26 protein-coding genes are annotated in these 25,177 nt (G+C 72.5%); 6 read left to right on the top strand and 20 right to left on the bottom strand.

Annotated features, from left to right (window positions below):
* Positions 1 to 96: 96 nt before the first annotated feature.
* From ACFQ58_RS16805 to ACFQ58_RS16745, 13 genes are all read right to left on the bottom strand, one after another.
* On the bottom strand, positions 97 to 846 hold the full coding sequence (locus ACFQ58_RS16805) for a hypothetical protein (RefSeq protein ID WP_376952322.1): 750 nt from the start codon (positions 844 to 846) through the stop codon (positions 97 to 99).
* 99 nt (positions 847 to 945) lie between these two features.
* A complete protein-coding gene (locus tag ACFQ58_RS16800; RefSeq protein ID WP_376952321.1) occupies positions 946 to 2,028 on the bottom strand; it encodes an alpha/beta fold hydrolase in 1,083 nt (360 codons plus the stop codon).
* Positions 2,025 to 2,675, bottom strand: a complete 651-nt coding sequence (locus ACFQ58_RS16795; RefSeq protein WP_376952320.1) for a CoA transferase subunit B — start codon at positions 2,673 to 2,675, stop codon at positions 2,025 to 2,027. The genes ACFQ58_RS16800 and ACFQ58_RS16795 overlap by 4 nt, the downstream gene beginning before the upstream one ends.
* Before the next feature lie 3 nt (positions 2,676 to 2,678).
* A complete protein-coding gene (locus tag ACFQ58_RS16790; RefSeq protein WP_376952319.1) occupies positions 2,679 to 3,452 on the bottom strand; it encodes a CoA transferase subunit A in 774 nt (257 codons plus the stop codon).
* Positions 3,449 to 4,378: an alpha/beta hydrolase gene (locus ACFQ58_RS16785; protein ID WP_376952318.1), complete on the bottom strand. Its 930-nt coding sequence runs from the start codon at positions 4,376 to 4,378 to the stop codon at positions 3,449 to 3,451. Before ACFQ58_RS16785 ends, ACFQ58_RS16790 begins: the two co-directional genes overlap by 4 nt.
* Positions 4,375 to 5,124: a 3-hydroxybutyrate dehydrogenase gene (locus ACFQ58_RS16780; RefSeq protein WP_376952533.1), complete on the bottom strand. Its 750-nt coding sequence runs from the start codon at positions 5,122 to 5,124 to the stop codon at positions 4,375 to 4,377. The genes ACFQ58_RS16785 and ACFQ58_RS16780 overlap by 4 nt, the downstream gene beginning before the upstream one ends.
* A gap of 11 nt (positions 5,125 to 5,135) precedes the next feature.
* Positions 5,136 to 5,798, bottom strand: a complete 663-nt coding sequence (locus ACFQ58_RS16775) for a TetR/AcrR family transcriptional regulator (protein WP_376952317.1) — start codon at positions 5,796 to 5,798, stop codon at positions 5,136 to 5,138.
* A complete protein-coding gene (locus tag ACFQ58_RS16770; RefSeq protein ID WP_376952316.1) occupies positions 5,795 to 7,357 on the bottom strand; it encodes a class I adenylate-forming enzyme family protein in 1,563 nt (520 codons plus the stop codon). Before ACFQ58_RS16770 ends, ACFQ58_RS16775 begins: the two co-directional genes overlap by 4 nt.
* Positions 7,350 to 8,438 (bottom strand): branched-chain amino acid ABC transporter permease, encoded by a 1,089-nt coding sequence (locus ACFQ58_RS16765; protein WP_376952315.1) that lies wholly within the window; start codon positions 8,436 to 8,438, stop codon positions 7,350 to 7,352. Before ACFQ58_RS16765 ends, ACFQ58_RS16770 begins: the two co-directional genes overlap by 8 nt.
* Complete coding sequence (locus ACFQ58_RS16760) at positions 8,435 to 9,310, bottom strand: branched-chain amino acid ABC transporter permease (RefSeq protein WP_376952314.1); 876 nt, start codon at positions 9,308 to 9,310, stop codon at positions 8,435 to 8,437. Before ACFQ58_RS16760 ends, ACFQ58_RS16765 begins: the two co-directional genes overlap by 4 nt.
* A complete protein-coding gene (locus tag ACFQ58_RS16755; RefSeq protein ID WP_376952313.1) occupies positions 9,310 to 10,071 on the bottom strand; it encodes an ABC transporter ATP-binding protein in 762 nt (253 codons plus the stop codon). The genes ACFQ58_RS16760 and ACFQ58_RS16755 overlap by 1 nt, the downstream gene beginning before the upstream one ends.
* Positions 10,068 to 10,823 (bottom strand): ABC transporter ATP-binding protein, encoded by a 756-nt coding sequence (locus ACFQ58_RS16750; protein ID WP_376952312.1) that lies wholly within the window; start codon positions 10,821 to 10,823, stop codon positions 10,068 to 10,070. Before ACFQ58_RS16750 ends, ACFQ58_RS16755 begins: the two co-directional genes overlap by 4 nt.
* 66 nt (positions 10,824 to 10,889) lie before the next feature.
* A complete protein-coding gene (locus ACFQ58_RS16745; RefSeq protein WP_376952311.1) occupies positions 10,890 to 12,095 on the bottom strand; it encodes a substrate-binding domain-containing protein in 1,206 nt (401 codons plus the stop codon).
* 153 nt (positions 12,096 to 12,248) lie between these two features.
* On the opposite strand from ACFQ58_RS16745, the gene ACFQ58_RS16740 reads away from it, so the two are divergent.
* Together ACFQ58_RS16740 and ACFQ58_RS16735 are read left to right on the top strand one after the other, a co-directional pair.
* A complete protein-coding gene (locus tag ACFQ58_RS16740; protein ID WP_376952310.1) occupies positions 12,249 to 13,433 on the top strand; it encodes an acetyl-CoA C-acetyltransferase in 1,185 nt (394 codons plus the stop codon).
* 17 nt (positions 13,434 to 13,450) lie between these two features.
* Positions 13,451 to 14,719 (top strand): low temperature requirement protein A, encoded by a 1,269-nt coding sequence (locus ACFQ58_RS16735; RefSeq protein WP_376952309.1) that lies wholly within the window; start codon positions 13,451 to 13,453, stop codon positions 14,717 to 14,719.
* A 22-nt stretch (positions 14,720 to 14,741) separates the two neighbouring features.
* Here the strand turns inward: ACFQ58_RS16735 and ACFQ58_RS16730 are convergent, their stop codons facing one another.
* The 6 genes from ACFQ58_RS16730 to ACFQ58_RS16705 form a co-directional block, all read right to left on the bottom strand.
* Positions 14,742 to 15,038, bottom strand: coding sequence for an SHOCT domain-containing protein (locus ACFQ58_RS16730; protein WP_376952308.1), 297 nt, complete (start codon positions 15,036 to 15,038; stop codon positions 14,742 to 14,744).
* 130 nt (positions 15,039 to 15,168) lie between these two features.
* On the bottom strand, positions 15,169 to 15,828 hold the full coding sequence (locus ACFQ58_RS16725; protein WP_376952307.1) for a response regulator: 660 nt from the start codon (positions 15,826 to 15,828) through the stop codon (positions 15,169 to 15,171).
* Positions 15,825 to 16,991 carry a sensor histidine kinase gene (locus ACFQ58_RS16720; protein ID WP_376952306.1) on the bottom strand — a complete coding sequence of 389 codons (1,167 nt, stop codon included), beginning with the start codon at positions 16,989 to 16,991 and terminating at the stop codon, positions 15,825 to 15,827. The genes ACFQ58_RS16725 and ACFQ58_RS16720 overlap by 4 nt, the downstream gene beginning before the upstream one ends.
* A gap of 83 nt (positions 16,992 to 17,074) precedes the next feature.
* Complete coding sequence (locus tag ACFQ58_RS16715) at positions 17,075 to 18,400, bottom strand: M50 family metallopeptidase (RefSeq protein ID WP_376952305.1); 1,326 nt, start codon at positions 18,398 to 18,400, stop codon at positions 17,075 to 17,077.
* Positions 18,401 to 18,478: 78 nt separating this feature from the next.
* Positions 18,479 to 19,564: a 1-deoxy-D-xylulose-5-phosphate reductoisomerase gene (gene dxr, locus ACFQ58_RS16710; protein ID WP_376952304.1), complete on the bottom strand. Its 1,086-nt coding sequence runs from the start codon at positions 19,562 to 19,564 to the stop codon at positions 18,479 to 18,481.
* 37 nt (positions 19,565 to 19,601) lie between these two features.
* Complete coding sequence (locus ACFQ58_RS16705; protein ID WP_376952303.1) at positions 19,602 to 20,240, bottom strand: hypothetical protein; 639 nt, start codon at positions 20,238 to 20,240, stop codon at positions 19,602 to 19,604.
* 88 nt (positions 20,241 to 20,328) lie between these two features.
* Between ACFQ58_RS16705 and ACFQ58_RS16700 the strand changes: the two genes are divergently transcribed.
* Both ACFQ58_RS16700 and ACFQ58_RS16695 read left to right on the top strand, forming a co-directional pair.
* Positions 20,329 to 21,090 carry a lysophospholipid acyltransferase family protein gene (locus ACFQ58_RS16700; RefSeq protein ID WP_376952302.1) on the top strand — a complete coding sequence of 254 codons (762 nt, stop codon included), beginning with the start codon at positions 20,329 to 20,331 and terminating at the stop codon, positions 21,088 to 21,090.
* A 41-nt stretch (positions 21,091 to 21,131) separates the two neighbouring features.
* A complete protein-coding gene (locus tag ACFQ58_RS16695) occupies positions 21,132 to 22,055 on the top strand; it encodes a hypothetical protein (RefSeq protein ID WP_376952301.1) in 924 nt (307 codons plus the stop codon).
* Between the two features lie 36 nt (positions 22,056 to 22,091).
* On the opposite strand, the gene ACFQ58_RS16690 is transcribed toward ACFQ58_RS16695, so the two are convergent.
* Positions 22,092 to 22,586 (bottom strand): OsmC family protein, encoded by a 495-nt coding sequence (locus ACFQ58_RS16690; protein WP_376952300.1) that lies wholly within the window; start codon positions 22,584 to 22,586, stop codon positions 22,092 to 22,094.
* 116 nt (positions 22,587 to 22,702) lie between these two features.
* Here ACFQ58_RS16690 and gabT point away from each other — a divergent pair, with 116 nt between their 5' ends.
* Together gabT and ACFQ58_RS16680 are read left to right on the top strand one after the other, a co-directional pair.
* Positions 22,703 to 24,091 carry a 4-aminobutyrate--2-oxoglutarate transaminase gene (gabT, locus tag ACFQ58_RS16685; protein WP_376952298.1) on the top strand — a complete coding sequence of 463 codons (1,389 nt, stop codon included), beginning with the start codon at positions 22,703 to 22,705 and terminating at the stop codon, positions 24,089 to 24,091.
* A gap of 2 nt (positions 24,092 to 24,093) precedes the next feature.
* Entirely contained in the window at positions 24,094 to 25,083 is a 990-nt protein-coding gene (locus tag ACFQ58_RS16680; protein WP_376952297.1) for an asparaginase, read from the top strand.
* Positions 25,084 to 25,177 lie beyond the last annotated feature (94 nt).

Raw genomic sequence — 25,177 nt, 5'->3', positions numbered from 1 at the left:
CCGTCAGCCGGCCCCGGCTGGAGAGCGCCGCACGCGCGCGGACCCCACCGGCTGTTCGAGGGTAGGCCGGTGCCCGCAACCATCGAGCGGCCCGGCTCAGACGCGGCCGATGCCGAGGTTGAGCGGGGCGATCAGCCTGGGTTCGCCGTCCGGACCTTCGACCTGCACGACCACGGAGTACGCGTTCGGCTCGCCCGGGATCTCGGCCGGGCCGAGCTCGGGCCCCGTCTCAACGGGGATCTCCTCCCACCCTTTCCCTTCGTACGACTGCCCGACCGACTCGGCGAGCGCCGCGAGGTCGTCGCCGAGCTGGAAGCCGTTCACGGCCACGACGGCCACGTCCCCGACGGCGGGGACATCGACGAGGACGTGCACGTTCATGTTGCTGGTGTCCGGGCCGTCTTCGTCGACCCAGGTCTCGCCATCGACGAAGTGGCCCATGTGGTCATCCAGCACCTCGAAGCCGTCCCACCGGTAGATCGTCGTCCGCGGGGCCGCCTCGCAGCACCTGCCGGCGAACTCCTCGACTTCGGAGGCCGCACCGAAGACCGCGTCGAGGGCCTCGACGATGGCGGCGGCCTCATCGTCGTACGACACCTCGCCGACCGTCGCCCCCGCGTCATCGAGGAGGTCGAGGCCGTCCGGACGGACCACCACGGTCGTCACGGACTCGAGCGGGTCGGCGGACGGCGTGACCACCGGATCACTCGACGGTGCGGATACGGTCGCGGTCGGCGCCGGCCCCGGCGACTCGAAGGTGCAGGCTGCGAGTGACGCGGCCAGCGCGGTCGCGAACAGGAGCGGGAGTGCCAGGGCGGTTCCGCCACGGCGACGGGTTGGGATCATCCGAGATGCCTCCTTGTCGACAGGTGGGGAACCGTCGCGCTCAGCATGGCAGCGGGGGTGCGCCGGCCGGCGCACCCCCGCGTCACGAACCGGTATCGATCACCGCTCCGAGACCGACGCCCCGATCACCTCGAGCAGGGCGGCACGGAACGCGTCGGGGCGCTCGAGGTGCGGCGAGTGCCCGCAGCCCTCGAGGCTGAGTTCGCGGTAGCTGCCGCCCTCTGCCGCGTAACGGTCGAGCACGGCCCGGGTCTGCGCGATCATCTGCTGCGGCGGCGCGACGTCCTCTCCGGGCCATCCGGGGATGATGCCGGCCTTGCCGAGCATGTTGAGGTCGAAGTACGACGCGTCGCCGACGATCGCGTCGAGCTCGCCGCGGATCCAGACGATGAGCGGCTTCGACGGCATGTCGACGATGCCGCTGACGTCGAAGTTGGTGTGCGCCATCGTGTTGAGCACACCGCTGCTGCCGGCGGCGAAGCCGGGCCAGGACTCCGACGCCACCGAGTCGCCCGGGTAGTTGCCGGGGCCGGTCGCGGTCGTGAGCATCGACTCGACCCAGAGGTCCTCGTACTCCGACGTGAAGCCCGGCGCGACGTAGCTCGAGCGGTACACCGCGCGCGGCGACGTGCCCTCGTCCTCGGTGCGGTCACCGGAGCCCAGGCGGGCCACGAAGTCGGGGTTCGCTCCCCCGCCGCCGGTGCCCGCAGCATCCGGGGTCAGCGGGGAGCCGTCGAGCCGAGTGCCGCCGAAGCCGTACGGCGAGACGGGCGACTCGAGCGTCAGGCTCGCCACGAGGTCGGCCCGGTCGAGCAGGAGCTGCATCACGACCCCGGCGCCCATGCTCCACCCGACGAGGTGCACGGGCCCGAGGTCGAGCTCGTCGAGCACCGAGGCGATGTCGTCGCTGAAGTCGCGCAGGCCGCGCGTCGCGTCGACGGGCAGCGTCTCGCTCCCCCCGAAGCCGCGCAGGTCGATCGCCAGCGCCCGCACCCCGGCCGGCAGCGAGGACATCAGCGGCAGGAAGAACAGCGAGCTCGACACGTTGCCGTGCACGAACACCACCGTCGCCACCGCGGCGGTCGCGTCATCCGCGGGACGCTCGAAGACCTGCGCCGAGAGGCGCGGGGTCGTCACCAGCCGCGACGAGACCGACGGGAAGGCGGTGCGGAGGTCGGTCATGCGAGAACCTCGACGGCGCTCGTGTCGAGCTTCGGCTGGGTCTTCTCGACGACCTCATCGACGGTGACGCCGGGCGCGACCTCGACGAGCTTGAGCCCCTCGGGGGTCACGTCGATCACGGCGAGGTCGGTGATGATGCGGTCGACGACGCCCTTGCCGGTCAGCGGCAGCGAGCACGAGTCGACGATCTTCGGCGAGCCGTCCTTCGCGACGTGCTCCATGAGCACGATGCGGCGCCGGGCGCCGTGCACGAGGTCCATCGCACCGCCCGGGCCCTTGACCATCTTCCCGGGGATCATCCAGTTGGCGAGGTCGCCGTGCTCCGACACCTGCATGGCGCCGAGGATGGCGGCGTCGACCTTGCCGCCGCGGATCATGCCGAAGCTCGTGGCCGAGTCGAAGTACGCGGCGCCCGGCAGCACGGTCACGGTCTCCTTGCCGGCGTTGATCAGGTCGGGATCGACCTGGTCGTCGGTCGGGTACGGGCCGACGCCGAGGATGCCGTTCTCGGACTGCAGCACGACCGTGACCCCCTCGGGCACGTAGTTCGGCACGAGGGTCGGCAGGCCGATGCCGAGGTTCACGTACGAGCCGTCGGCGAGTTCCTTCGCGGCGCGTGCCGCCATCTCCAGTCGGGTGAGAGCCATGGTTCAGTTCCCCTCTCGCACGGTGCGGCGTTCGATGCGCTTCTCGATTCCGGTGCCGACCTCGACGATGCGGTCGACGAAGATGCCGGGCAGGTGCACTGCGTCGGGGTCCAGCTCGCCGGGCTCGACGAGCTCCTCGACCTGGGCGATGCAGACGCGGCCGGCCATCGCCGCGAGCGGCGAGAAGTTGCGGGCCGACTTGTCGAACACGAGGTTGCCGTGCCGGTCGCCCTTGAGGGCGTGCACGAGTGCGAAGTCGGTCGTGATGGCCTCCTCGAGCACGAACTCCTGTTCCTCGCCACGCACCGTGAACGACTGCACGGGCTTCGGTGCGCTCGCGACCGCGATCGATCCGTCGGCGCCGTACTTCTGCGGCAAGCCGCCCTCGGCGACCTGCGTGCCGACGCCGGTCTGCGTGAAGAACGCAGCGATGCCGGCACCACCCGCGCGCAGCTTCTCGGCGAGCGTGCCCTGCGGCGTGAGCTCGAGCTCGAGCTCGCCCGAGAGGTACTGGCGCTCGAACTCCTTGTTCTCGCCGACGTACGACGAGGTCATCTTGCGGATGCGCCCGGCGGCCAGCAGCACGCCGAGTCCCCAGTCGTCGACGCCGCAGTTGTTCGAGACGACCGAGAGGTCGCCGACGCCGCGCTCGAGCAGGGCGTCGATCAGCACCATGGGGATGCCGCAGAGGCCGAATCCGCCCACGGCGAGCGACGCGCCCTCGGGGATGTCGGCCACCGCCTCGGCGGGGGTGGCGACGGTCTTGTCCAGTGTCATCGTGTGACCTCCTTGTCAGCGACTGCGTGCTCGTCGGCGAGTCGTGGCGCCACGGCCGTGGCGACCTGCGCCGCCCCGGCCGCCGTCATGACGATCGTGTAGTGGTTGAGCTCCGCGATCTCGGTGACGCGGAGCGCCGGCATCCGTTCTGCGAGTGCCGCCACCCGCTCGCGAGAGTACAGGGCCTCGGGCTGGTCGAGCAGCCCCCGCTCGGCGCGGAGGAAGTCGACGGGCGCGGGCAGCGAGGCCAGGTCGTCGGCGTAGCCGTCGCTCCCGTCGAGCTCGAGCACGTTCTGGGCGACCGCCTCCGCGATCGAGGACGAGCGCAGTTCGGGCGGGGTGCCGACGAGGTCGTACGCGACGTAGTCGGCGAGGTGGTCGTCCCACACCGGGCCGATCGCCGGGTGCGCCTTCCAGAAGTCGACGTAGGCCGACGGATCGGCGAACCGCATCTCGAGCCGCGCGAGCGCGGGGCCGAGCACGGCCGCCGCGACCTCGTCGGGCGCGAGCCCCTCGGGGTGCGGGAGCGGCAGGCCGCCGTCGACGAGCACGACGCCCGTGACGCGATCAGGATGGGCCGCCGCGAGCCGGACCGTGACGAACGCGCCCATCGAGTGGCCGAGCACGAACGCGCGGTCGATGCCGAGCGCATCGAGCACGCGGACCTGGTCGTCGGCGTGGTCGTGCAGCGACCACGGGCCCGGCAGGCCGTTCGAGCGTCCGCGACCCCGCAGGTCGGGTGCGACGATGCGCCGTTCGGGGAGCGCATCGGCGACGTGGTGCCAGGCCCGGTGGGTCGCGGTGATGCCGTGCAGGGCGAGGATCGGCGTGCCCGCGGCATCCGCTCGCCACTGGCCGCCGGCCAGGTCGCCGCCGCGGACCGGCGCCGTGAACGGCGCGGGGTCGCGCATGGAGTCGTGGGTCATCGGGCGCTCCACCCGCCGTCCATGGTGTAGCTCGCACCCGTGACCATGCGGGCGTCGTCGCTCGCGAGCCAGCGCACGAGGCTCGCGACCTCGCCGGGCTCGACGAGCCGCTTGATGGCCGACTCGGTCAGCATCACCTTCTCCACGACGTCCTCCTCGGGGATGCCGTGCACCTTCGCCTGGTCGGCGACCTGCTTCTCGACGAGCGGCGTGCGAACGTAGCCGGGGTTGACGCAGTTCGACGTGACCCCGTGCGGCCCGCCCTCGAGGGCGGTGACCTTCGACAGCCCCTCGAGTCCGTGCTTGGCCGACACGTAGGCCGACTTGTAGGGCGAGGCGCGGAGCCCGTGCACGCTCGAGACGTTGATGATGCGGCCGAACCCGCGTTCGTACATGCCGGGCAGCGCGGCGCGGATGAGCAGGAACGGCGCCTCGAGCATCACGCGCAGCAGGAGCGAGAACCGGGCCGGCTCGAACTCCTCGATCGGGCGCACGTGCTGCAGCCCGGCGTTGTTGACGAGGATGTCGGCCTCGAGCGACAGGTCGGCGAGCGCCGCGGTGTCGCCGAGGTCGACCGTCCATGCCTCACCGGCGATGCGCGATGCGACGGATGCCGCGGCCTCGCCGTCGAGGTCGGCGATCGTCACGTGCGCACCGGCGTCGGCGAGCGCCTCGGCGCACGCGAGCCCGATGCCGCTCGCGCCCCCGGTCACGATCGCCCGGCGTCCGGCCAGTCCGGTCGACATGGTCAGGCCCGTCATGAATCCTCCTCATCGCTGCGACGTGCGCCCCTCCCCAGGGCGCCGCCGATGAACCGCATCATCTCGTCGAGCACGTGGTCGGGCACCGCGCTGGTGCCCGAGGCCAGGGGGTCGGCCGCGTCGCCGGCCCCGTTCGCGTCGTCGCCCCAGAGCACCCACCGCATGCCGATCATCTCGCCGATGCCCATGAGCGCCCACGCGGCCACGGTCGGGTCGATGTCGCCGATCTCGCCGTCGAGCTGCGCCACGCGCAGCCCGTCGATGTAGCCCTCGACGATGCGGGTGTAGTGCAGGCGCAGCGCCTCGGGCGAGACGAACTCGGCCTCGCGCACGATCCGGTACAGCGCGGGATGCTCGGCCGTGAACCGGAAGAACGCGGCGAACCCGGCGCGCTCGGCCTCCAGACGGGTCGTGGCGCCCGCGGCGCCCTCGCTCATCGCCTGGCGCACGCGGTGGTTGAGGTCCTCGACCAGCTCCTCGAAGAGCTCGAGCTTCGAGTCGAAGTACAGGTAGAACGTGCCCTGGCCGACGCCGGCGCGGTCGGTGATGCGCGAGACGGATGCCTCGGTGTAGCCGTGCTCGGAGAACACGTGCTCGGCGGCCTGGAGCAGCCGGCGGCGCGTCTTCTCGCCGCGCGCGGTGCGGGGCGCCGCGCTCACGCGTCGACCCCCTCGGACTGCGGCGCCTCCTGGAGCCTCGCGGCGCGCTCGGCGAGGACCCGCCGCAGCGTCTTGGTGGCGGCGCCGCGTGGGATCTCGTCGATGAAGTGGATGTCGCGCGGCACCTTGTAGCCGGCGAGCGAGCCCCGGGCGAACTCCGTCAGCTCCGCGGCATCCGTGATCGCACCGGACCGCAGCACGACCCAGGCCGATCCCGCCTCGCCCCACCGCTCGTCGGGGACCCCGACGACCGCGACGTCGGCCACCGCGGGGTGGGCGATGAGCACCGACTCGACCTCGGCCGGCGAGACGCCCTCGCCGCCGGAGATGTAGACGTCGGTGAGCCGGTCGACGACTGTGAAGTAGCCGTCGGCGTCGCGGCGGACGAGGTCGCCTGTGTGCAGCCATCCGCCGCTGAGGGCGGCCGCAGTGGCGTCGGGGTCGCGGAAGTACCCGGCGAACACGCCCGGACCGGAGACCAGCAGCTCGCCCTCGGCGGGTCCGTCGAGGAGTTCGCCCGTCGCGGGCTCGGCGACCGCGACGTCGACGTGCGCGTACGGCAGGCCGGCGGATCCCACCCGGGACGTGGCCTCGCGGTCGGGCAGGCACAGCACGTTCGGCGAGGCCTCGGTGAGCCCGTAGCCCTGGGTGAGGGCGACGCCGCGCGCGTGCCACATCCGCAGCAGCGCCGGCGGCATGGGAGCGCCGCCGACCACGGCCTGGCCGAGGCTCGACAGGTCGGCACGCGCGAAGTCGGGGTGCTGGGCGAGGAACAGGTAGTTCGCGGGCACGCCCATCATGGTGGTGATGCGGCGCTCGGCGATGAGGTGCAGCACGCGGCCCGGGTCGAAGGTTCGCTCGAGCACGACCGTCGCGCCTGCCCACCAGCCGAGCAGCGGCTGGATGTTCCAGCCCCCGACGTGGAACTGCGGCATGACCGCGAGCACGACGTCCTGCTCGCCGATCGGGATCGTCTTCGACAGCGACAGGTTGGTCCAGAAGCAGTTCGCGTGCGTGAGCACCGCGCCCTTGGGGCGCGACGTCGTGCCCGAGGTGAACACGATGAGGAGGGCATCGTCGTCCTGCACGTCGCGACGCGTGTCGGGGACCCCGGTGCGCAGCGCCGGATGCGGCACCCGCTGCTCGACGCCGTGGGCACCGAGGGGGGCGACCGGGATCCGTCGCGCGAGCCGGTCGCGGGCGGCCCGGGCGACCGAGGCGAACTCCTCCTCGACGAGGAGCAGCGCGGGCTCGGCGATCTCGAGCTGCTCGGCCAGCTCGCGCGGCGAGAGGCGCCACGACAGCGGGACGAGCACGAGGCCGGCCTTCGCGCACGCGAAGAACAGCACGACCTGGTCGGCGCTGTTGCCCGTGATCGTCGCCGCGCGGTCGCCGATCGCGAAGCCGGCGGCGCGGAACGCTGCGGCCAGCCGGGTCGCGCGCTCGTCGAGCTCGCGATACGAGACGACCACGCCCCGGTCGTCGACCGCGACCGCCTCGGGAGCGGTGCGCGCGCGGTCGGCGGTCCACCGCCCCAGCGTGCTGGGTCCGTCAGGCATCGACGGCCTCCTCCGGCTCGACCGGGTGCTGCTTCCGCCCGGTGGCGATGCGGCCGGGGAGCCCGGCGATGCCCCCGGGGAGGAACAGCACCACGAGCACGAACAGCGTGCCCAGGATGAACAGCGGCTCGGACAGCGGAACCCGGAGCACGTCGGGCAGCGCGGCGATCGCGTCGGAACCGGCGAGCGCCGTGAGGCGCTGGTCGAGCAGTGTGTAGACGATACCGCCGACGATGGCGCCCCAGCGCGCACCCACACCGCCCAGCACGACGATCACGAGCAGCGTGAGCGTGAAGTCCGCCGTGGCGATGCGCGGTGCCGCGCCCGACTGCAGCAGGAGGTAGCCCATGCCCGCGACCGCGGCGAGCACCGACGCGACGATGAAGACCAGCAGCTTCACGTCGTACGGCCGCAGTCCGATGACGCGCACGCGCAGCTCGTTCTCGCGGATCGCCTCGGCGACGTGGCCGGCACGGCTCTTCTCGACCCAGAGCACGACGAGGTAGACGACGACCAGGATGCCGAGTGCCATCCAGTAGAGGTTGCGCGTGTCGACCACGCCGACCAGCTCGGTCGGCACGTGCGTCGTGTCGAGCGAGAGCCCCTCGTCACCGCCCGTGGCGCTGCCCGGGTTCCGGCGGATCAGCACCGAGCCGGCCTGGGCGAATGCGAGCGTGACCATGGCGAACGAGATGCCCGTGACCCGCAGCGCGAGCGAGCCGACCGTCGCGGCCAGCACGAGGCCGAGCACGAGCGTGACGCCGATCGAGACGATGAACACCACGGGGCTCGGCCAGTCCGACGGCCCGAGTGCCTCGAGCGTCATGCCGAGTCCATAGGCACCCGCCGCGAAGAACAGCGCATGCCCGAACGACAGGAGCCCGGCGAGCCCGAACATCATGCGGTAGCTGAGCGCCAGCGCCGCGATGAGCAGCGCGAACGCGAGCAGCTGCAACGTGCCGGGCGTGTACGTCGGGCCCGGCAGCACGCCCGGGACGTCGATCGCGAACAGCGGCAGCACGGCGAGCACGACGACGAGCAGGATGCCGCCGACGAGCAGGCGGAGCGACTTGGCGGTCATGCGGCCTTCCCCATCAGTCCACGCGGGCGGATGAGCAGCACGGCGGCGAGGAGCACCACGACCACGAGGTCGCCCGTGCCTGCGAGGTAGAAGCTGGCGAACTGCTGCAGCACGGCGACGAGCACCGAGGCGATCGCCGCTCCCGTCAGCGAGCCGAGCCCGCCGATCACCGTCACGATGAACGCGAAGATGAGCAGCACCGACCCGAGGTGGGCCGAGACATACCCGAAGTAGACGGACGCGAGTACGCCACCGAGCCCGGCCGCGGCGCCGCCGATCGCGAACACGAGCGTGAACGAGCGGCGCACGTCGATGCCGAGCGCGGTCACCATGTGCCGGTTCTCGACGCCCGCGCGGATGATGAGGCCGTAGCGCGTGCGGCGGAGGAACAGCACGATGCCGCCGAGCACGAGCGCCGCGCACGCGATGAGCAGGAACCGGTCGTTCGGGATGCGCGCACCGAGGATCACGGTGGTCTGCGTGAGCCACTCGGGCCGGTCGGTGTAGATGGGGTCGGTGCCCCAGATGCCCTCGAACAGCGCGACCGCGGCGAGCGAGATGCCGACCGTGACGAGCGCCTGCTCGATGTGCCGCTCGTAGAGGCGGCGGATGACGAGCACCTCGGTGAGCACGGCGACGGTCGCTCCGACGAGGATGCCGACCAGTGCGGAGACCAGCAGGCCCGTCCAGGTGCCGTCGGAGATGCGGCGACCCGCCTCCCAGCCGAGGAACGCCGCGATCGTGAGGAACGCGCCGTGCGCGAAGTTCAGCACGCCCATCAGGCCGTAGATGAGCGAGAGCCCGCTCGCGACGAGGAAGTACAGCGCGCCGAGCCCGAGGCCCGTGACGAGCAGCAGGATCACGGTGTCCATCAGGCGGCCTCCCGCTCGTCGTGCACGCCGAGGTAGCGCTGGACCCGGTCGTGGTCGTCGAGGAGCTCGGCGGCCGACCCGGTGAACACGACCCGGCCCGACGAGAGCACGACGACCCGGTCGGCGAGGCGGCGGACCACCACGAGGTTCTGCTCCACGAGCAGGATCGGCGTGGTGCGCGCGGCCTCGGCGAGAGCGCCGGCGACCTCGTCGACGATGCGCGGGGCGAGGCCCTTGGTGGGCTCGTCCACGAGCAGCAGCCGGTTCTCGTTCACGAGCGCGCGAGCGAGCGAGACCATCTGCTGCTGGCCGCCCGAGAGCGTGCCTGCGCGCTGCTCGAGGCGGGCCTGGAGGTCGGGGAACAGGGATGCCACGACGTCGCGTCGCGGCATCCGGTCGCGCTCGGCCAGCCGGAGGTTCTCGGCGACGGTGAGCGTGCCGAACACCTCGCGGTCCTCGGGGACGTAGGCGACGCCGCGCTGCACGATGCGGTGCGTGGGCAGGCGGTCGATGCGCTCGCCGGCCAGGCGGATCTCGCCCGAGCGGTCGATGAGGCCGAGCACCGACTTGATCGTCGAGGTCTTGCCGACGCCGTTGCGGCCGAGGAGCGCGGTGACGCCCGTCGCCGGCACGTCGAACGTGACGTCCTCGACGACCTGCTGTCCGGCAATGCGGCCGTACAGGTTGCGGATGCTGAGGATCGGTTCCGCCGCCGTGGGCTCGGCCGCCGTCGGCTCGGCGGTGGTGCGCTCGCCGGTCATGCGGCGCTGCCGAGGTACGCGGACTGCACGGTGGGGTTTGCCATGACGGCCTCCGGGGAATCGGCGGCGAGCAGCTCGCCGTGGTGCATGACGGCGACCCGGTCGGCGAGGCCGAGGACGACATCCATGTGGTGCTCGACCATGAGCACGGTGCGGCCGCCGCGGTGGAGCCCCCGGATCACCTCGGTGAGCGCTGGGACGTCGGCCGAGCCGACGCCCGCCATGGGCTCGTCGAGGAGGATCACGCGGGGCTCCATCGCGATGAGCATCGCGATCTCGACCTTCCGCTTCTCGCCGTGGGCCAGGCCCGAGGCGGTCGCGCCGGCCCGATGGGCCATGCCGACCTCCTCGAGCGCGGCGGTCGCACGCCGGGTCGCGGCATCCGTGCGCCGTGGAGTATGGAACACGGAGGCCGCGCGGCCCTCGCGTGCCTGGGCCGCGAGCCGCACGTTCTCGAGCACGTCGAGCGCCGGGAAGAGGCTCGACGTCTGGAACGTGCGGCCCAGCCCGGCCGCGGCACGACGGTGCACCGGATGACGTGTCACGTCGGCGCCGTCGAGGCGCACGACGCCCTCGGTGGGGCGGAGGACGCCGGAGGCGACGTTGAAGAGCGTCGTCTTGCCGGCGCCGTTCGGGCCGATGACGCCCAGCATCTCGCCCTCGGGCACCGCGAGCGAGACGTCCTTCAGGAGGAGCGCCCCGCCGATGCGGAGGGTGACGTGCTCGAGTTCGAGCGCGACGTGGTCGGTCATGTGCAGGTCTTCCGTGCGTGCATGCGTGCGGTGGTCGTTGGCCGGTTGGTCGGTCGCGTGTCGGGGCTACTCGACGACCGGCGGGGCGACGGTCTCGGCGTCGATGGTCTCGACGAGCTCGGGCTCCCACCCGGCGTCGCCCTCGACGAGCGCGACCTGGTACATCGGCTGGATGAGCGCGTGGTCCTCGGCCCGCACGGTCACCTCTCCCTTAGCCGACTCGAACGACCAGCCCTCGAGCGCGTCGATCATCGACTCGACGTCGTCGCCGCCCTCGCGCACGGCCTGCACGATCATCTGCGCGGCCACGAAGCCGTCGACCGAGAAGAGGTCGGGCTCGGCGCCGTTCTCCTCGAGGTGCGCGATCATCGCCTCCTCGACGTCGGTGTCGCCGGCCCCGCCGAAGTAGTGGTTGAGGAACGAGATGTTCCCGGATGCGTCGCCGTACGCCTGGTACGTCGCGACGTCGCCGAGGCCCGTGACCACCGGCGCGGCGTCGAACACGCCCTGCTGCTCGAGTGCGGTCCACATCGCTCCCGAGGACGCGCCGGCCCACGCGACGAAGATGAGGTCGGGCTGCGCCGAGACGAGCTGCTGCGCGAACGGGGTGAACTCGGTCGCGTCCTCGGCGACGAGCACGCCCTCGACGGTCGCGCCCTGCCCGCCGAGCACCGCCTGCACGCCCGCGAGGTTGCCCTGGCCGAACGCGGTGTCCTGGGCGAAGACGACGACCTTCTTTCCGTCGGGGTCCCCGATGAAGGTGCCCGCGGTCGCGACATCCTGGTAGGTCTGGCGACCCGACCGGAACGTGTAGTCGTTGACGCCCGTGATCGCGTCGGTGGCGGCGGGGCCCGAGATGTAGAGGATCTCGTTCTGCGCGGCCTGCTCGGCGAGCGACGTCGCGATGCCGGAGACGACCGTGCCGGCGAGCACCTTGGTGCCCTGGCCGATGAGGTCCTTGGCCTTGGCGACCGCGGTGTCGGGGTTGCCCTGGTCGTCCTCCCACGTGATGTCGAGCTCGCGGCCGTCGACCTCGCCGGTGCCCTCGGTGGCGTAGTCGAGACCGGCCTCGAAGCCGGCGGTGTAGGCCTCGCCGTACGCCGCGAGCGGCCCGGTCTGCGAGGTGATCATGCCGATCGCGACGGGCGCGGCGTCGCCTCCGTCGGCGTCGCCTCCCCCGCCCGCGGTGGTCGGTGCGCAACCGGCCAGCGTGATGGCCGTGGCCGCGGCGGCGACGAGCGCCGGCGCGAGGTACTTCGGTGTAACTCGCATGCTGTGAGCCTCTCTGGGTGACGTCGATGTCGTGCGAACCTGACAGGTGGTTCAGGTCTCAGGAACGTACACTAGAGTCGAATCCGCACGAGGCGCAAGCCCGATGGGCCGCGCCCACGATCGTGCACCCCGAGACGAAGGAGTCCCACCGAAATGAGCTTCCCCGACGTCGTCCTCGTCGCCGGTGCCCGCACCCCGTTCGGCCGCATCATGGGCAACCTCGCCGCGCGCTCGGCCGTCGAGCTCGGCACCGCCGCCATCCGCGGCGCGATCGAGAAGGCCGGCATCTCCCCCGACGACGTGGACGCGGTCATCATGGGCCAGGTGCTCCAGGCGGGGGCCGGCCAGAATCCCGCGAAGCAGTCCGCCGTCGCGGCCGGCATCCCCTGGCGCGTGCCCGCGACCACCCTGAACAAGGTCTGCCTCTCGGGCCTGGTGGCGATCGCGGATGCCGCGCGGCTGATCCGGCTCGGCGAGGCGCAGGTCGTCGTGGCCGGCGGCCAGGAGTCCATGACCAACGCGCCGCACGTGCTCCCGGCCTCGCGCAAGGGCCACCTGTACGGCGGGATCGAGCTGGTCGACGTCACGGCGAACGACGGCCTCACCGACGCGTTCGACCACGAGTCGATGGGTGCGTCGACCGAGCGCTTCAACGCGCGCTACGGCCTCGGCCGCCCCGAACAGGACGAGATCGCCGCGGCGTCGCACGTGCGGGCCGGAACCGCGCAGGCCGAGGGACTGTTCGACGCCGAGATCGTTCCCGTCGAGATCCCGCAGCGCAAGGGCGACCCGGTCGTCGTCTCCACCGACGAGGGCGTGCGGCCCGACTCCACGCCCGAGGTGCTCGGGAAGCTCCGCCCGGCCTTCGCCGAGGGGGGCAGCATCACCGCGGGCAACTCGTCGCCGATCTCCGACGGAGCCGCGGCGGTCGTCGTGGCGAGCCGCGCCTGGGCCGAGGAGCGCGGGCTGCCGTGGCTGGCGCTCATCGGCGCCTCCGGCCAGGTCGCCGGGCCCGACAACTCGCTGCACTCGCAGCCGTCGAACGCGATCGCCGCGGCGCTCGAGCGCGACGGCTGGCAGGCGAGCGACCTCGATCTCGTCGAGATCAACGAGGCCTTCGCCGCGGTGTCGCTCCAGTCGATGAAGGACCTCTCGCTCGACCGCGAGAAGGTCAACGTCCACGGCGGCGCGATCGCGCTCGGCCACCCGATCGGCGCGTCCGGGGCACGCCTCGCGCTGCACGCCGCGCTGGAGCTCTCGCGGCGAGGGGGCGGCAAGGCCGCCGTCGCGCTGTGCGGCGGTGGCGGCCAGGGTGAGGCGCTGCTGCTGTCCCGCTGATCGGGCATCATGAGGGCATGACGACCACGCGGCGTGACGGTGCGCCATCCGTCACCGGACTCGATCACCGGCTGCGCCGGATGACCGCCCGGGATCCCGGCGAGCCGCACCGCACCGCCACGCCGCTGGAGCTCTTCTTCGACCTCGTGTTCGTCGCGGCGTTCAGCCAGGCCGGCAACCAGACCGCGCACCTGCTGGAGCTCGGCCACTTCGCGTCCGCGACCTTCGCGTTCGCGTTCGCGGCGTTCGCGATCTCCTGGGCGTGGATCAACTACGCGTGGTTCGCGTCGGCGTACGACAACGACGACGTGTTCTTCCGCATCGCGACGATGATGCAGATGATCGGCGTGATCGTGCTGGCGCTCGGGCTACCCGAGACGTTCCGCTCGATCGACGAGGGCGGCGAGCTCCGGAACGGCATCGTCGTCATCGGCTACGTCATCATGCGCGTCGCCGTGCTCGCGCTGTGGGTCCGTGCCGCCATGCACGATCCCGAGCATCGGCGGACCGCGCTCGCGTACGTCGTGGTCATCGCGATCTCGCAGCTGGGCTGGATCGCGCTCCTCGTCATGGACCTGCCGCTCGACCAGGTCTTCGTGGTGTGGCTCGTCCTCGTCGCCTTCGAGCTGGCCGGGCCGATCATCGCCGAGCGGGTCGGCGGCCGCACGCCGTGGCACCCGCACCACATCGCCGAGCGATACGGGCTGCTCATCATCATCACGCTCGGCGAGATCGTGCTCGGCACGATCCTGGCGATCTCGGCCGTCGTCGAGGAGCAGGGCTGGACCCTCGAAGCCGTGCTCGTGACCGTGGGAGGCACGATGCTCGCGTTCGGCCTCTGGTGGGTGTACTTCATCATGCCCTCGGCCAAGGTGCTCGCCCGGCATCGCGGGCGCGGCTGGGTGTGGGGGTACGGGCACATCGTTCTGTTCGGCTCGCTCGCGGCGACGGGCGCGGGCCTGCACGTCGCGGCGTACGTCATCGAGGGTGTCGCGCACATCGACGATTCGCTCGCGCTGCTCACCGTCGTCGTGCCGGTCGGCGTGTTCTCGGTGGCACTGTTCACGCTCTACACGCTGCTGCTGCGCGAGTTCGACCCGTTCCACATCCTGCTGTTCGTCGGCAGCATCGTGCCGCTCGTGGGCGCGGTCTCGCTGGTCGCGGCCGGCGCCAGCATCGGCACCGGCATCGTGGTGGCGGCGTTCTCGCCGATCGTGGTCATCGTGGGCTACGAGACGATCGGCCACCGGCACCAGGCGGCGGCGCTCGAGCGCGCGCTCGCCTGAACCGGTGCCCGCCGACGCCTCGCTACGCGTTCGGTCGGTTGGCGCGCAGCACCTCGAGCCGCGCGCGGTACTCCGTCTCGTCGATGTCGCCCTTCGCGAACCGCTCGGCGAGCGTCGACTCGGCGGACGCGCCGCGCGCCCACGGCGGGCCGTAGGTGCCATCCGCCCAGGCCCGGCGACGCCCCCGAGTGATGAGGAAGACGATGAGGCCGATGAGCAGGATCCAGAACACCGGAACCAGGAAGAAGAGCCAGCCGTACCCGGCCGCCCAGGGGCCGGCGTGGGTGGCCACCGCGGCGGTGGCGAGAGTGGTGAGCATGTCGGTCGCTCCTTGATCGTGCGGCCCCGGGTCGGACCGTCACGACCATGCTCGGCGCGCGGCCGGCCGCGCGAATCCGCCCGCGGGAGGCACTTCGGATGCTCCTGCGGGAGCAGGCCGCCGCCGCAAGCTACTGCCAGCCGGGCGAGACGAGTCCCGATTCGTACGCGACCACCACGAGCTGCACCCGGTCGCGCGCGTGCAGCTTCGCCATGATGCGGGAGACGTGCGTCTTCGCCGTCAGCGGGCTCAGGACGAGCCGGCCCGCGATCTCGTCGTTCGTGAGGCCCTGGCCGACCAGCCGCAGCACCTCGCGCTCGCGGTCGGTGAGGGCGGTCAGGCGCGACGCGTCGGGCTCGCGCAGGCCGGTCGCCATCCGCTCGAGCAGCCGACGGGTCACCCCGGGTGAGAGCAGCGCGTCGCCCGCCGCGGCGACCCGCACGGCCCGGATGAGGTCCACCGGCTCGGTGTCCTTCACGAGGAACCCGCTCGCGCCCGCGCGCACGGCCCTGGCGACGTACTCGTCGAGCTCGAACGTCGTGACGACGACGACATGGACGCCGTCGAGGGACGGGTCCGCGGCGATCCGCTCGGTGGCCCACAACCCGTCGCCGCCCGGCATCCGGATGTCCATCAGCACGACGTCGGGACGAGTGGTGCGCACGAGCGCGAGCAGCTCCTCGCCGGTCGACGCCTCGCCCACGACCTCGATGTCGGGCTCGGCCTCGAGCAGCGCCCGGAAGCCCGCGCGCACGAGCACCTGGTCGTCGGCGAGCGCCACGCGGATCATGCGGTCGCTCCCCACGGCAGCCGGGCGGTCACGCGCGTCCCGCCGCGCGGGGACCGCTCGAGCTCCACCGAGCCGCCGAGGAGTGCGGCACGCTCGCGCATGCCGAGGATGCCGCTGCCGTCCTCGGCGCCCTGCAACCCGTGCCCGTCGTCGTCGACCGTGAGCCGCAGCTCGTCGCCGAGGCGCTCGACGGTGACCGTGGCCGTCGTCGCGTTCGCATGCCGCACGACGTTGGTGAGCGCCTCCTGCGCGATCCGGAAAGCCGCGAACTGGACCGCCCGGCCGGGAGGATCCTCGATCCGGTCGACGAGCTCGACCTCGAAGCCCGGCGCGTCGAGGCCGGCGACCAGCCGCGGCAGCTCGGCGAGTTCGGCGAGCGGCGCCAGTGGCGCATCGGTGTCGCCCCGGATGACGCCGAGCACGCTGCGGACCTCCTCGAGCGCGGTCTTCGACGTGGACTTGATGTGCTCGAGCGCGGTCCGGGCCTGGTCGGGGTCGCGCTCCATGAGGTGCAGACCGACGCTGGCCTGGACGTTGATCTGCGACAGGGCGTGTCCGATCACGTCGTGCAGTTCCCGGGCGATGCGCACGCGCTCGCGTTCCTCGGCCGTGCGACGGCGACGGAGGGCCTCCGCACGATAGGTCGCGGCACGCTCCCGGCGGACGCGGACGAACGCGCCGATGCCGAAGCAGGCGGCCAGCAGGGCGGTCGTGAGCGCGATGCGGAACGGATGCCACGACAGTCCCAGGCTCGCACCGAGCGACAGCGCGGCGACCCATCCGGCCACGACCGAGACCACCGCCCACACGAGCGCGCCGCGGGCCACGGCGAGCACGATGGCGAAGGCCAGCGCGAGGTAGGGGGGCCCGAGGTCCGGGGTGGAGACCAGGTCGACCAGGGCGAGTGCCGACACGACGGCGACGGTCGGCCCGGGTGCGCGACGGGAGGCCAGCAGCGCGAGCGGTCCGGCCGCCGCGAGGGCGACCTGCCAGAGACCGGCAGCCCAGCCCACGTGCTGCCACACCGCGATGCCGATCGCTGCGGGCACCTGCACGAGCAGGCACACCACCACGGGCGCGACGAGCGTGAACGTCGGCGACGGACGGAAGCGCTCGGGCCGACCATCCCAGTGGGGCGGTCCGTCCCACGGTGACGCGGGCATCCCCTGATGCTAGCGCCGCCGTCCCCGCGCCGGATCGGCCGCGCGGAGGCGGCCGGCGTACTCCCCCGGGAGTACGCCGGGGCTCACAACAGGGACACGGGCTTGACGATGTCGGCGTAGATCAGGAGCGCGCTCATGCCGCCGAGCACGACGACGACCGCGAACGTGAGCGGCATGAGCTTGGCCAGGTCGACGGGGCCCGGGTCGGGCCGGCGGCGGAGCTTCGCCCAGCCGCGCCGGATCGCCTCCCACAGCGCTCCGGCGATGTGCCCGCCGTCGAGCGGGAGCAGCGGGATCAGGTTGAACACGAAGAGGGCGATGTTCAGCGAGGCGAGGATGCCGACCAGGCCGGCGGCCTTGGACGCGAGCGGCACCTCGTCGAGGCTCGCGATCTCGCCGGCGACGCGACCGACGCCCACGACCGAGATCGGGCCGTTGGGATCGCGCTCCTCCGGTCCGAAGGCCGCCTCGGCGACGTCGATGATGCGCTGGGGCAGGTTCAGGATGATGCCGGCGACCGCCTGCACGTTCTCGCCGACCATGGGCAGCACCGCCGTCACGGGCTGGCGCACCGTCTCGGTCGCGGGCCCGATGCCGACGAAGCCGGCCTGGACCGTGACCGGGTCGCCCGAGGCATCCGTCACGACCTGGCCCTGCTCGTCGATCACGTACCGCTCGCTGAGCAGCGGCGTGACCTCGAGGGCGACCTCCTCGCCGTCGCGCAGCACGACCATGTCGATGGCCTCTCCGGGGTGGTCGCGGATGATCGCGGTGGACTCGTTCCACGAGTCGATGGGCTCGCCCGCGACGACCAGGATGGTGTCGCCGGGCTGCAGTCCGGCCTCGGCGCCGGGCGCGGCCGGGTCGCCGGACTCGCACGCCTGGCGCTCGCTCGTCGCCGGCAGCGCGCACTCCGAGACGCTGCCGATCGTCGTCGAGGCCTGCGAGATGCCGAATCCTATGAGGAGCACGCCGAGCAGCACGATCGCGAGCACGAGGTTCATGAAGGGACCGCCGAACATGACGACGATCCGCTTCCAGACCGGGAGCCGGTAGAACGCGCGGTCCTCGTCGCCCGGCGTGATCGACTCGGCGCTGGAGTCGCGCGCGTCCTGCACGAGACCGCGGAAGAAGCTCGTGCTTCCGGCCGTGGCGGCCTCGCCCTTCGCCGGCGGGAACATGCCGATCATCGCGATGTACCCGCCGAGGGGAATCGCCTTGACGCCGTACTCGGTCTCGCCCTTGCGCTTCGACCAGATGGTCGGTCCGAACCCGATCATGTACTGCGTCACCTTGACGCCGAAGAGCTTCGCGGGCACGAGGTGCCCGATCTCGTGCAGGCCGATCGAGACGGCGAGGCCGACGACGATGATCGCGACGCCGATCACGAATGCGAGCACGGAATCCACCCCGTCATCGTAGGGGCGATCCCTTGGTGCGCGCTGTCCGCCGGCTGAGAGACGGATGCCGCGGGCCGTCGGTGCGCGCTACGCCCTGGCGATGCGCTGGTCGGCGGCCCGTCGCGCCGTACGTTCGGCCTCGGCGAGGGAGTCGACGCTGAGCGTGCCCGAGGACGCCTCGTGCGCGTCGACCACGTCGCGCACGATGTCGACGATGCCCGTGAAGCCGATCCGGCCGGCATGGAACGCGGCGACGGCCTGCTCGTTCGCGGCGTTGAACACGGCGGGGTACTCGCCGCCGGCACGGCCGACCTGCTTGGCGAGGCGCACGGCTGGGAACGCCGACTCGTCGAGCGGCTCGAACGTCCACTGCGTCGCGCGCGTCCAGTCGAGCGGGCGACCGACCGCCGCGACACGATGCGGCCAGTCGAGGCCGAGCGAGATCGGAAGGCGCATGTCGGGAGGCGACGCCTGCGCGATGGTCGATCCGTCGACGAACTCGACCATCGAGTGCACGATCGACTGCGGGTGCACGACGACGTCGATCCGGTCGTAGTCGATGTCGAAGAGCAGGTGCGCCTCGATGACCTCGAGGCCCTTGTTCACGAGCGTCGCGGAGTTCGTGGTGACGACGAGGCCCATGTCCCACGTCGGGTGCGCGAGCGCGTCGGCCGGCGTCACGTCGGCGAGCTCGTCGCGCGTGCGTCCGCGGAACGGCCCGCCCGAGGCGGTCAGCACGAGTCGGCGCACCTCGTCGTGCGTGCCCGAGCGCAGTGCCTGCGCGATCGCCGAGTGCTCGGAGTCGACGGGCACGATCTGGCCGGGGCGCGCGAGCTGGGTGACCAGGTCGCCGCCGACGATGAGCGACTCCTTGTTGGCCAGGGCGAGCGTCATGCCGCGCTCGAGCGTCGCGATCGTCGGGCCGAGGCCGACCGATCCGGTGATCCCGTTGAGCACGACGTCGGCGTCGACGCCGCGCACCAGCTGGACGGCCTCCTCGATGCCGACCGCGGTGTGCTCGACGCCGAACTCCTCGGCCTGGGCCTCGAGCGCGGCGCGGTTCGAGCCGACCGCGAGGCCCACGACTTCGAAGCGGTTGGGGTTCGCTCGCACGACGTCGAGCGCCTGCGTGCCGATGGAACCCGTGGAGCCGAGGATGATGACGCTGCGCACCCGACCACTCTAGGACGCGGCCCCCATGACCCGGAGGTCAGGGTCGCGGCAGCACGGCGACGGACGCCGCGACGCGACCCGGCACCGGCACGTCGTACAGCCTGACCTCGTCCCACCGCGATCCGAACTCCGGCACGGTGTGTTCGATGAGCCCGATCCCGTCGTCCTCCCCCGGCATGCTGAGCGCGAGACGCGACGGCTCGATGACGCCGACGTGCCCGAGCGCGCGCAGGAGCGCCGCCTTGCGCGCCCACAGCGTCGCCCGCACGAGCGGCCGGGCCGCGGCATCCAGCGCCTCGAGCCGGCGCCGCTCGTCGGGATGCAGCGCGACCTCGTCGACGTCGGGCCCGACCTCGCCCACGGCCGCCTCGACGCCGACCCCGAGCGGATGGCGCGGCCCGACGGCCGCGACCACGACGCCGGCAGCGACCGCGGCGTCGGCGAACCAGCGCGCCCCGGAGGGCGTGGTCGGATACCGCACCGTCGGGCTGCCGTGGCGGGCGCCGCATTCGGGGCAGGCGTGATCGAGCTCGACGTCGTCGGCCGGCACTCCGGCGGTCGCGGCAAGGTGCGCGCGCAGCACGGCGTCCACGCTGCCGCCGCGGCGGCTCGCGACCGCGACCACGGCGTGCGCGCCCGTGTCGCCGAGCTGGACGGCGTCAGCGGAGAGATCCATGCGCCCATGATGGCGCACCGCGCGCACACGCCCCGGCCGCAGCGGCAATATTCCGGCTGCCGCATACCGCGTGACGTAGCGTCGGAACGTGAGTGAGATCGAGGCCGACGCCGTTCCCGCCCCGCCGTCGAAGCCCGGGCCCGTCTACGGTCTCGTCCGCGGCGTCCTCCGGCCCCTCGTTCGTCTCGTGTACCGGCCGACCATCACGGGCGCCGAGCGCGTGCCGCGCCACGGTGCCGTCATCCTCGCCTCGAACCACCTGTCCTTCGTCGACAGCATCGTCATCCCGCTCGCGGCGCCCCGACCGGTGCAGTTCCTGGCGAAGTCGCACTACTTCACGGGCCCGGGGCTCAAGGGCTGGGTCTCGCGGACCTTCTTCACGGCGATCGGCGCGGTGGGCGTCGAGCGCGGCGCCGGTGCGGCCGCGCAGGCCGCACTCGACCAGGGCCGCCGGATCCTCGAGGCCGGCAACGCGTTCGCGCTCTACCCGGAGGGCACGCGCTCGCTCGACGGCCGGCTCTACAAGGGCCGAACCGGCGTCGCCTGGCTCGCCCTCACCACCGGCGCCGTCGTCGTGCCCGTCGGGCTCGTCGGCACGCAGGAGATCCAGCCGGTCGGCTCCTCGCTGCCCCGGGTACGCCCCGTCACCGTGCGCTTCGGCGCACCGATCGACGTCAGCCGGCACGGCACCGCCGACTCCGGCCGGGCACGTCGAGCGGCCACCGACGAGATCATGGCCGCGATCCACGCCCTGTCGGGGCAGGAGCTCGCGAACGCCTACAACGAGGTGCCGCCGCACGGCGCGCTCGCGAAGATCGCCGATCGCGTGGCGCCGCGCGAGCGCGTCTGATTCCCAGCCACGCGCGGGCTCCGGCCGGTATCGTCGGCCCGATGAAGACGACGGCGCGCACGTGGATCGCCGCGCTCGCGGCATCCGTCGCACTGGCGCTCGCGGGGTGCAGCGCGCCCGCCGCCTTCGATCGCGCGGACGCGTCGGGCGGCGACCGGCGCATCCCCTCCGCTGAACGGTTCGACCCGGGCTTCATCGTGAGCGACGACGCGTTCTTCGACTCCGAGGCGATGACCGAGGACGAGATCCAGGACTTCCTCGAGTCGCGCGACTGCCGCCCGGCCGACGGGGTGCCCTGCCTCGACGAGTACGTGGAGGATGTCGACGACGTGCCGGCGGCCGGGCGGCGACACTGCGACCGCATCGCCGGGCGGGAGGACATGCCCGCCAGCCGGATCATCGCCGAGGTCGCCGAGGCGTGCGGGATCAGCCCGCGCACCTTCCTCGTGCTGCTGCAGAAGGAGCAGTCGTTGCTCACCCGGCCGACGGCGCGCGGCTACGAGCGCGCCACGGGCTACGGCTGCCCCGACACCGCCGACTGCGACGCCCGGTACTTCGGCTTCTTCAACCAGGTGTACCGGGCCGGATGGCAGTTCCGGCAGTACACGGCCGAGCCCGACCGGCAGTTCCAGGTCGGCCGCATCGACGTGCCGTTCAACCCGGATGGCGCGTGCGGCGCGTCGACCGTCCGGATCCGCAACCAGGCCACCGCGAACCTCTACAACTACACGCCGTACCAGCCGAACGACGCCGTGCTCGCCGACCCATCGGGCGGAGACGACTGCTCGGCCTACGGGAACCTGAACTTCTGGCGACTCTGGCACCGCTGGTTCGGCGATCCGCAGGAGGAGCGGCTGCCGGCGTACTTCCCGCCGTGTTCGCGCCTCGTCGGCGGGTACCCGTGCCCGCCCGCCGCGCCGCCCGCACCGGATGCGCCCGGCGCGGCGCCCCTGCCGGTCAGCTGAGCGCCGGGCAGCGCGACGCGTGGGGTGCTGCGCGCCTCACTCCGTGGGGGCGACCTCGTCGCGCACCAGCGTCACGGGCTCGTGCTGTACCGGGAAGTTGACGGATGCCGCGATGAAGCACTTCTCGGATGCCTCGTGGTGCAGCGACGCCGCGACCTCGCGCATCGCGGGCTCGGCGACCGTGACGCGCGGGCGGAGCACGGCCTCGACCAGTCGCCCGCCCCCGCGGCCGTCCTCGAGCATGCGCGCGGTCGCGGCATCCGCGTAGCCGACCACGACCACGCCGTGCTGGGTGGCGACGTGGAGGTACGACAGCATGTGGCACTCGCTGAGCGCCGCGAGCACGAGCTCCTCGGGGTTCCAGCGCTCGCGATCGCCGTGGAAGACCCGGTCGCTCGACCCCGCGATCTCGTGGAGCTTGCCCTCGGCCCGCACCGTGTGCTGGCGGCCGTAGGCGCGGTACGAGCTCGTGCCCTCGCCCCGGTCGCCCTGCCATTCGAGCTCGATCGCGTAGTCGTGCTCGCCGAGCATCCTCGGTCCCCTCTCCATCGGGTCCGGTGCCGCGGCATCGCGCGGCGGCATCCTCGTCGATTCTGCACCCCGCCGCCCACAGCGGCCCGGCGCCGCGGGGATAGGCTTGGGGCACCATGACTGACACGCAGATCCCCGTCGAGTCCCAGCCCGCCGAGTCCGCCGTCGCGGCGCGCGACGTGCCGCAGGAGCGACGGATCGTCACGGCCATCCCCGGCCCGCGCTCGCAGGAGCTCCACGCGAGGCGCTCCGCCGTCGTCTCATCCGGTGTCGCGAGCGTCCTGCCCGTCTACATCGAGCGTGCCAATGGCGCGGTACTGGTCGACGTCGACGGCAACCACTTCGTCGACTTCGGCGCGGGCATCGGCGTCACGACCGCCGGCCACACGCCCACGCGGGTGGTCGAGGCCGCGATCGCGCAGGCGCGCGACGTGCTGCACACGCTGTTCACGATCACGCCGTACGAGGAGTACGTCCGCGTCGCCGAACTGCTCGCCGAGCACACGCCCGGCGACTTCGCCAAGAAGTCGGTGCTCGTGAACTCGGGCGCCGAGGCGGTCGAGAACGGCGTGAAGATCGCGCGCAAGTACACCGGTCGCCGCGCGGTGGCCGTGCTCGACCACGCCTACCACGGCCGCACGAACCTCACGATGGCGATGAACTACAAGGCGATGCCCTACGCGACCGGCTTCGGCCCGCTGGCCGGCGACGTCTACCACGCGCCGAGCTCGTACCCGTATCGCGACGGCCTCTCCGGCGCCGAGGCGGCTGCGCGCACGATCGGCTACCTCGAGAAGGCGGTCGGAGCGACCGACCTGGCGTGCCTCGTCGTCGAGCCCATCCAGGGCGAGGGCGGCTTCATGGTGCCCGCCGATGGCTTCCTCCCCGCGCTGCAGGAGTGGTGCACCGCGAACGGCGTCGTCATGATCGCCGACGAGATCCAGTCGGGCATGGCGCGTACCGGCCGCTACTTCGCGGCCGAGCACTTCGGCTGGACCCCCGACCTCGTGCTCTCGGCCAAGGGCATCGCCGCGGGCCTTCCGCTCGCTGCGGTCACCGGGCGCGCCGAGATCATGGATGCCGCCCAACCCGGCGGGCTCGGTGGCACCTTCGGCGGCAACCCCGTGGCGTGCGCCGCGGCCGTCGCGGTCTTCGAGGCCATCGACGAAGAGGATCTCCTCGCCGAGGGCGCGCGCGTCGAGGCCACCCTCACCGCAGGCCTCGAGCGCCTGCGCGCGAAGTACGACATCATCGGCGACATCCGCGGCCGCGGCGCCATGATCGCGATCGAGCTGGTCCGGCCGGGCACGGGTGCGACGACCAAGGAGCCGAACCCCGAGGCGGTCGGCAAGCTCATCTCGTATGCGGCCGAGCACGGCGTCCTGTTCCTCAGCGCCGGCACCTGGGGCAATGTGCTCCGCTTCCTGCCGAGCCTGCGGATGACCGATGCGCTCATCGAGGACGCCCTCGGCGTGCTCGACGAGGCCTTCGCGACGCTCGCCTGAACGTGGGCGCGACCTTCCCGGCCTCCGCCGCCGCAGAGCTCGCCGTGCTCGAGCGCGGCGGGTTCGTCGAATCGCGCCACGTGGGCTCGGCCGTCGTGCTCGCGCCCGGCGGCGACGTCGCCCGCGTGCTGGGCGACCCCACTGCACCGGTGCTTGCCCGATCCAGCATGAAGCCGTTCCAGGCGATCGCCGTGATGACCTCCGGGGTCACGCTGCGCGGCGAGGATGCCGCGATCGCCACGGCGAGCCACACGGGCACCGCGCGCCACGTCGCGCTCGTCCGCGGCCTGCTGGCGCGCGAGTCGTTGCCGGCCGCGGCGCTGCGCTGCCCGCCCGAGTACCCGACCGATCGCGGCTCGCGCGACCAGCTCGTGCGCGCCGGCGAACGGCCCGAGGCGATCACCATGAACTGCTCGGGAAAGCACGCCGCGATGCTGCTGGCCTGCCGCGCGAACGGCTGGTCGCTCGAGGACTACCTCGATCCCGAGCACGCCCTGCAGAAGCGCGTCCTCGACGTGCTCGAGCGGCTCACGGGCGAGCGTCCCGTCGCGACCGTCGTCGACGGGTGCGGGGCGCCCGTGCACGCGCTCAGCCTCACCGGCCTCGCGCGCGGCATCCAGAAGATCGCGTCCTCGTCGTCGAGCTCGCCGTTCGCGCTGTTCCGCGAGGCGGCCGCCGTCGGCGAGGGGGTCCGCTCGAACGGCTGGGCCGTCGCCGGTCCCGGACGGCCCGACTCGGTCGTGATCGATCGGCTCGGCGTGTTCTCGAAGTTCGGCGCCGAGGGCGTGCAGGTGATGGCCGCACCCGACGGCACCACAGTGGCGCTGAAGATGCTCGACGGCTCCCCGCGCGCCTCGGCGATCGTCGCCGCGCGCCTGCTGGCCGGCGTCGGCGCGCTCGACTCCGCCGCGGTCGATGCGGTCGAGCCCGACCTCGGGCTCGACGTGCTCGGCGGCGGCGCCGTCGTCGGCCGCATCCGCGCGACGGTCTAGCGAGTCGTCGACGGCGGATGCCGCCGGGCGCGCCGGGGGCCCCCCCGCCCCCCCCCCCCCCCGGGGCAACCCCCCCCCCCCCCACCCCGGGGGC

This window comes from Agromyces sp. NPDC056523 (genome assembly GCF_042794545.1).
Classification (GTDB): Bacteria; Actinomycetota; Actinomycetes; order Actinomycetales; family Microbacteriaceae; genus Agromyces.
Note: the sequence above shows the minus strand (reverse complement) of the source record. Positions and strands in the feature narration are given on the sequence as shown.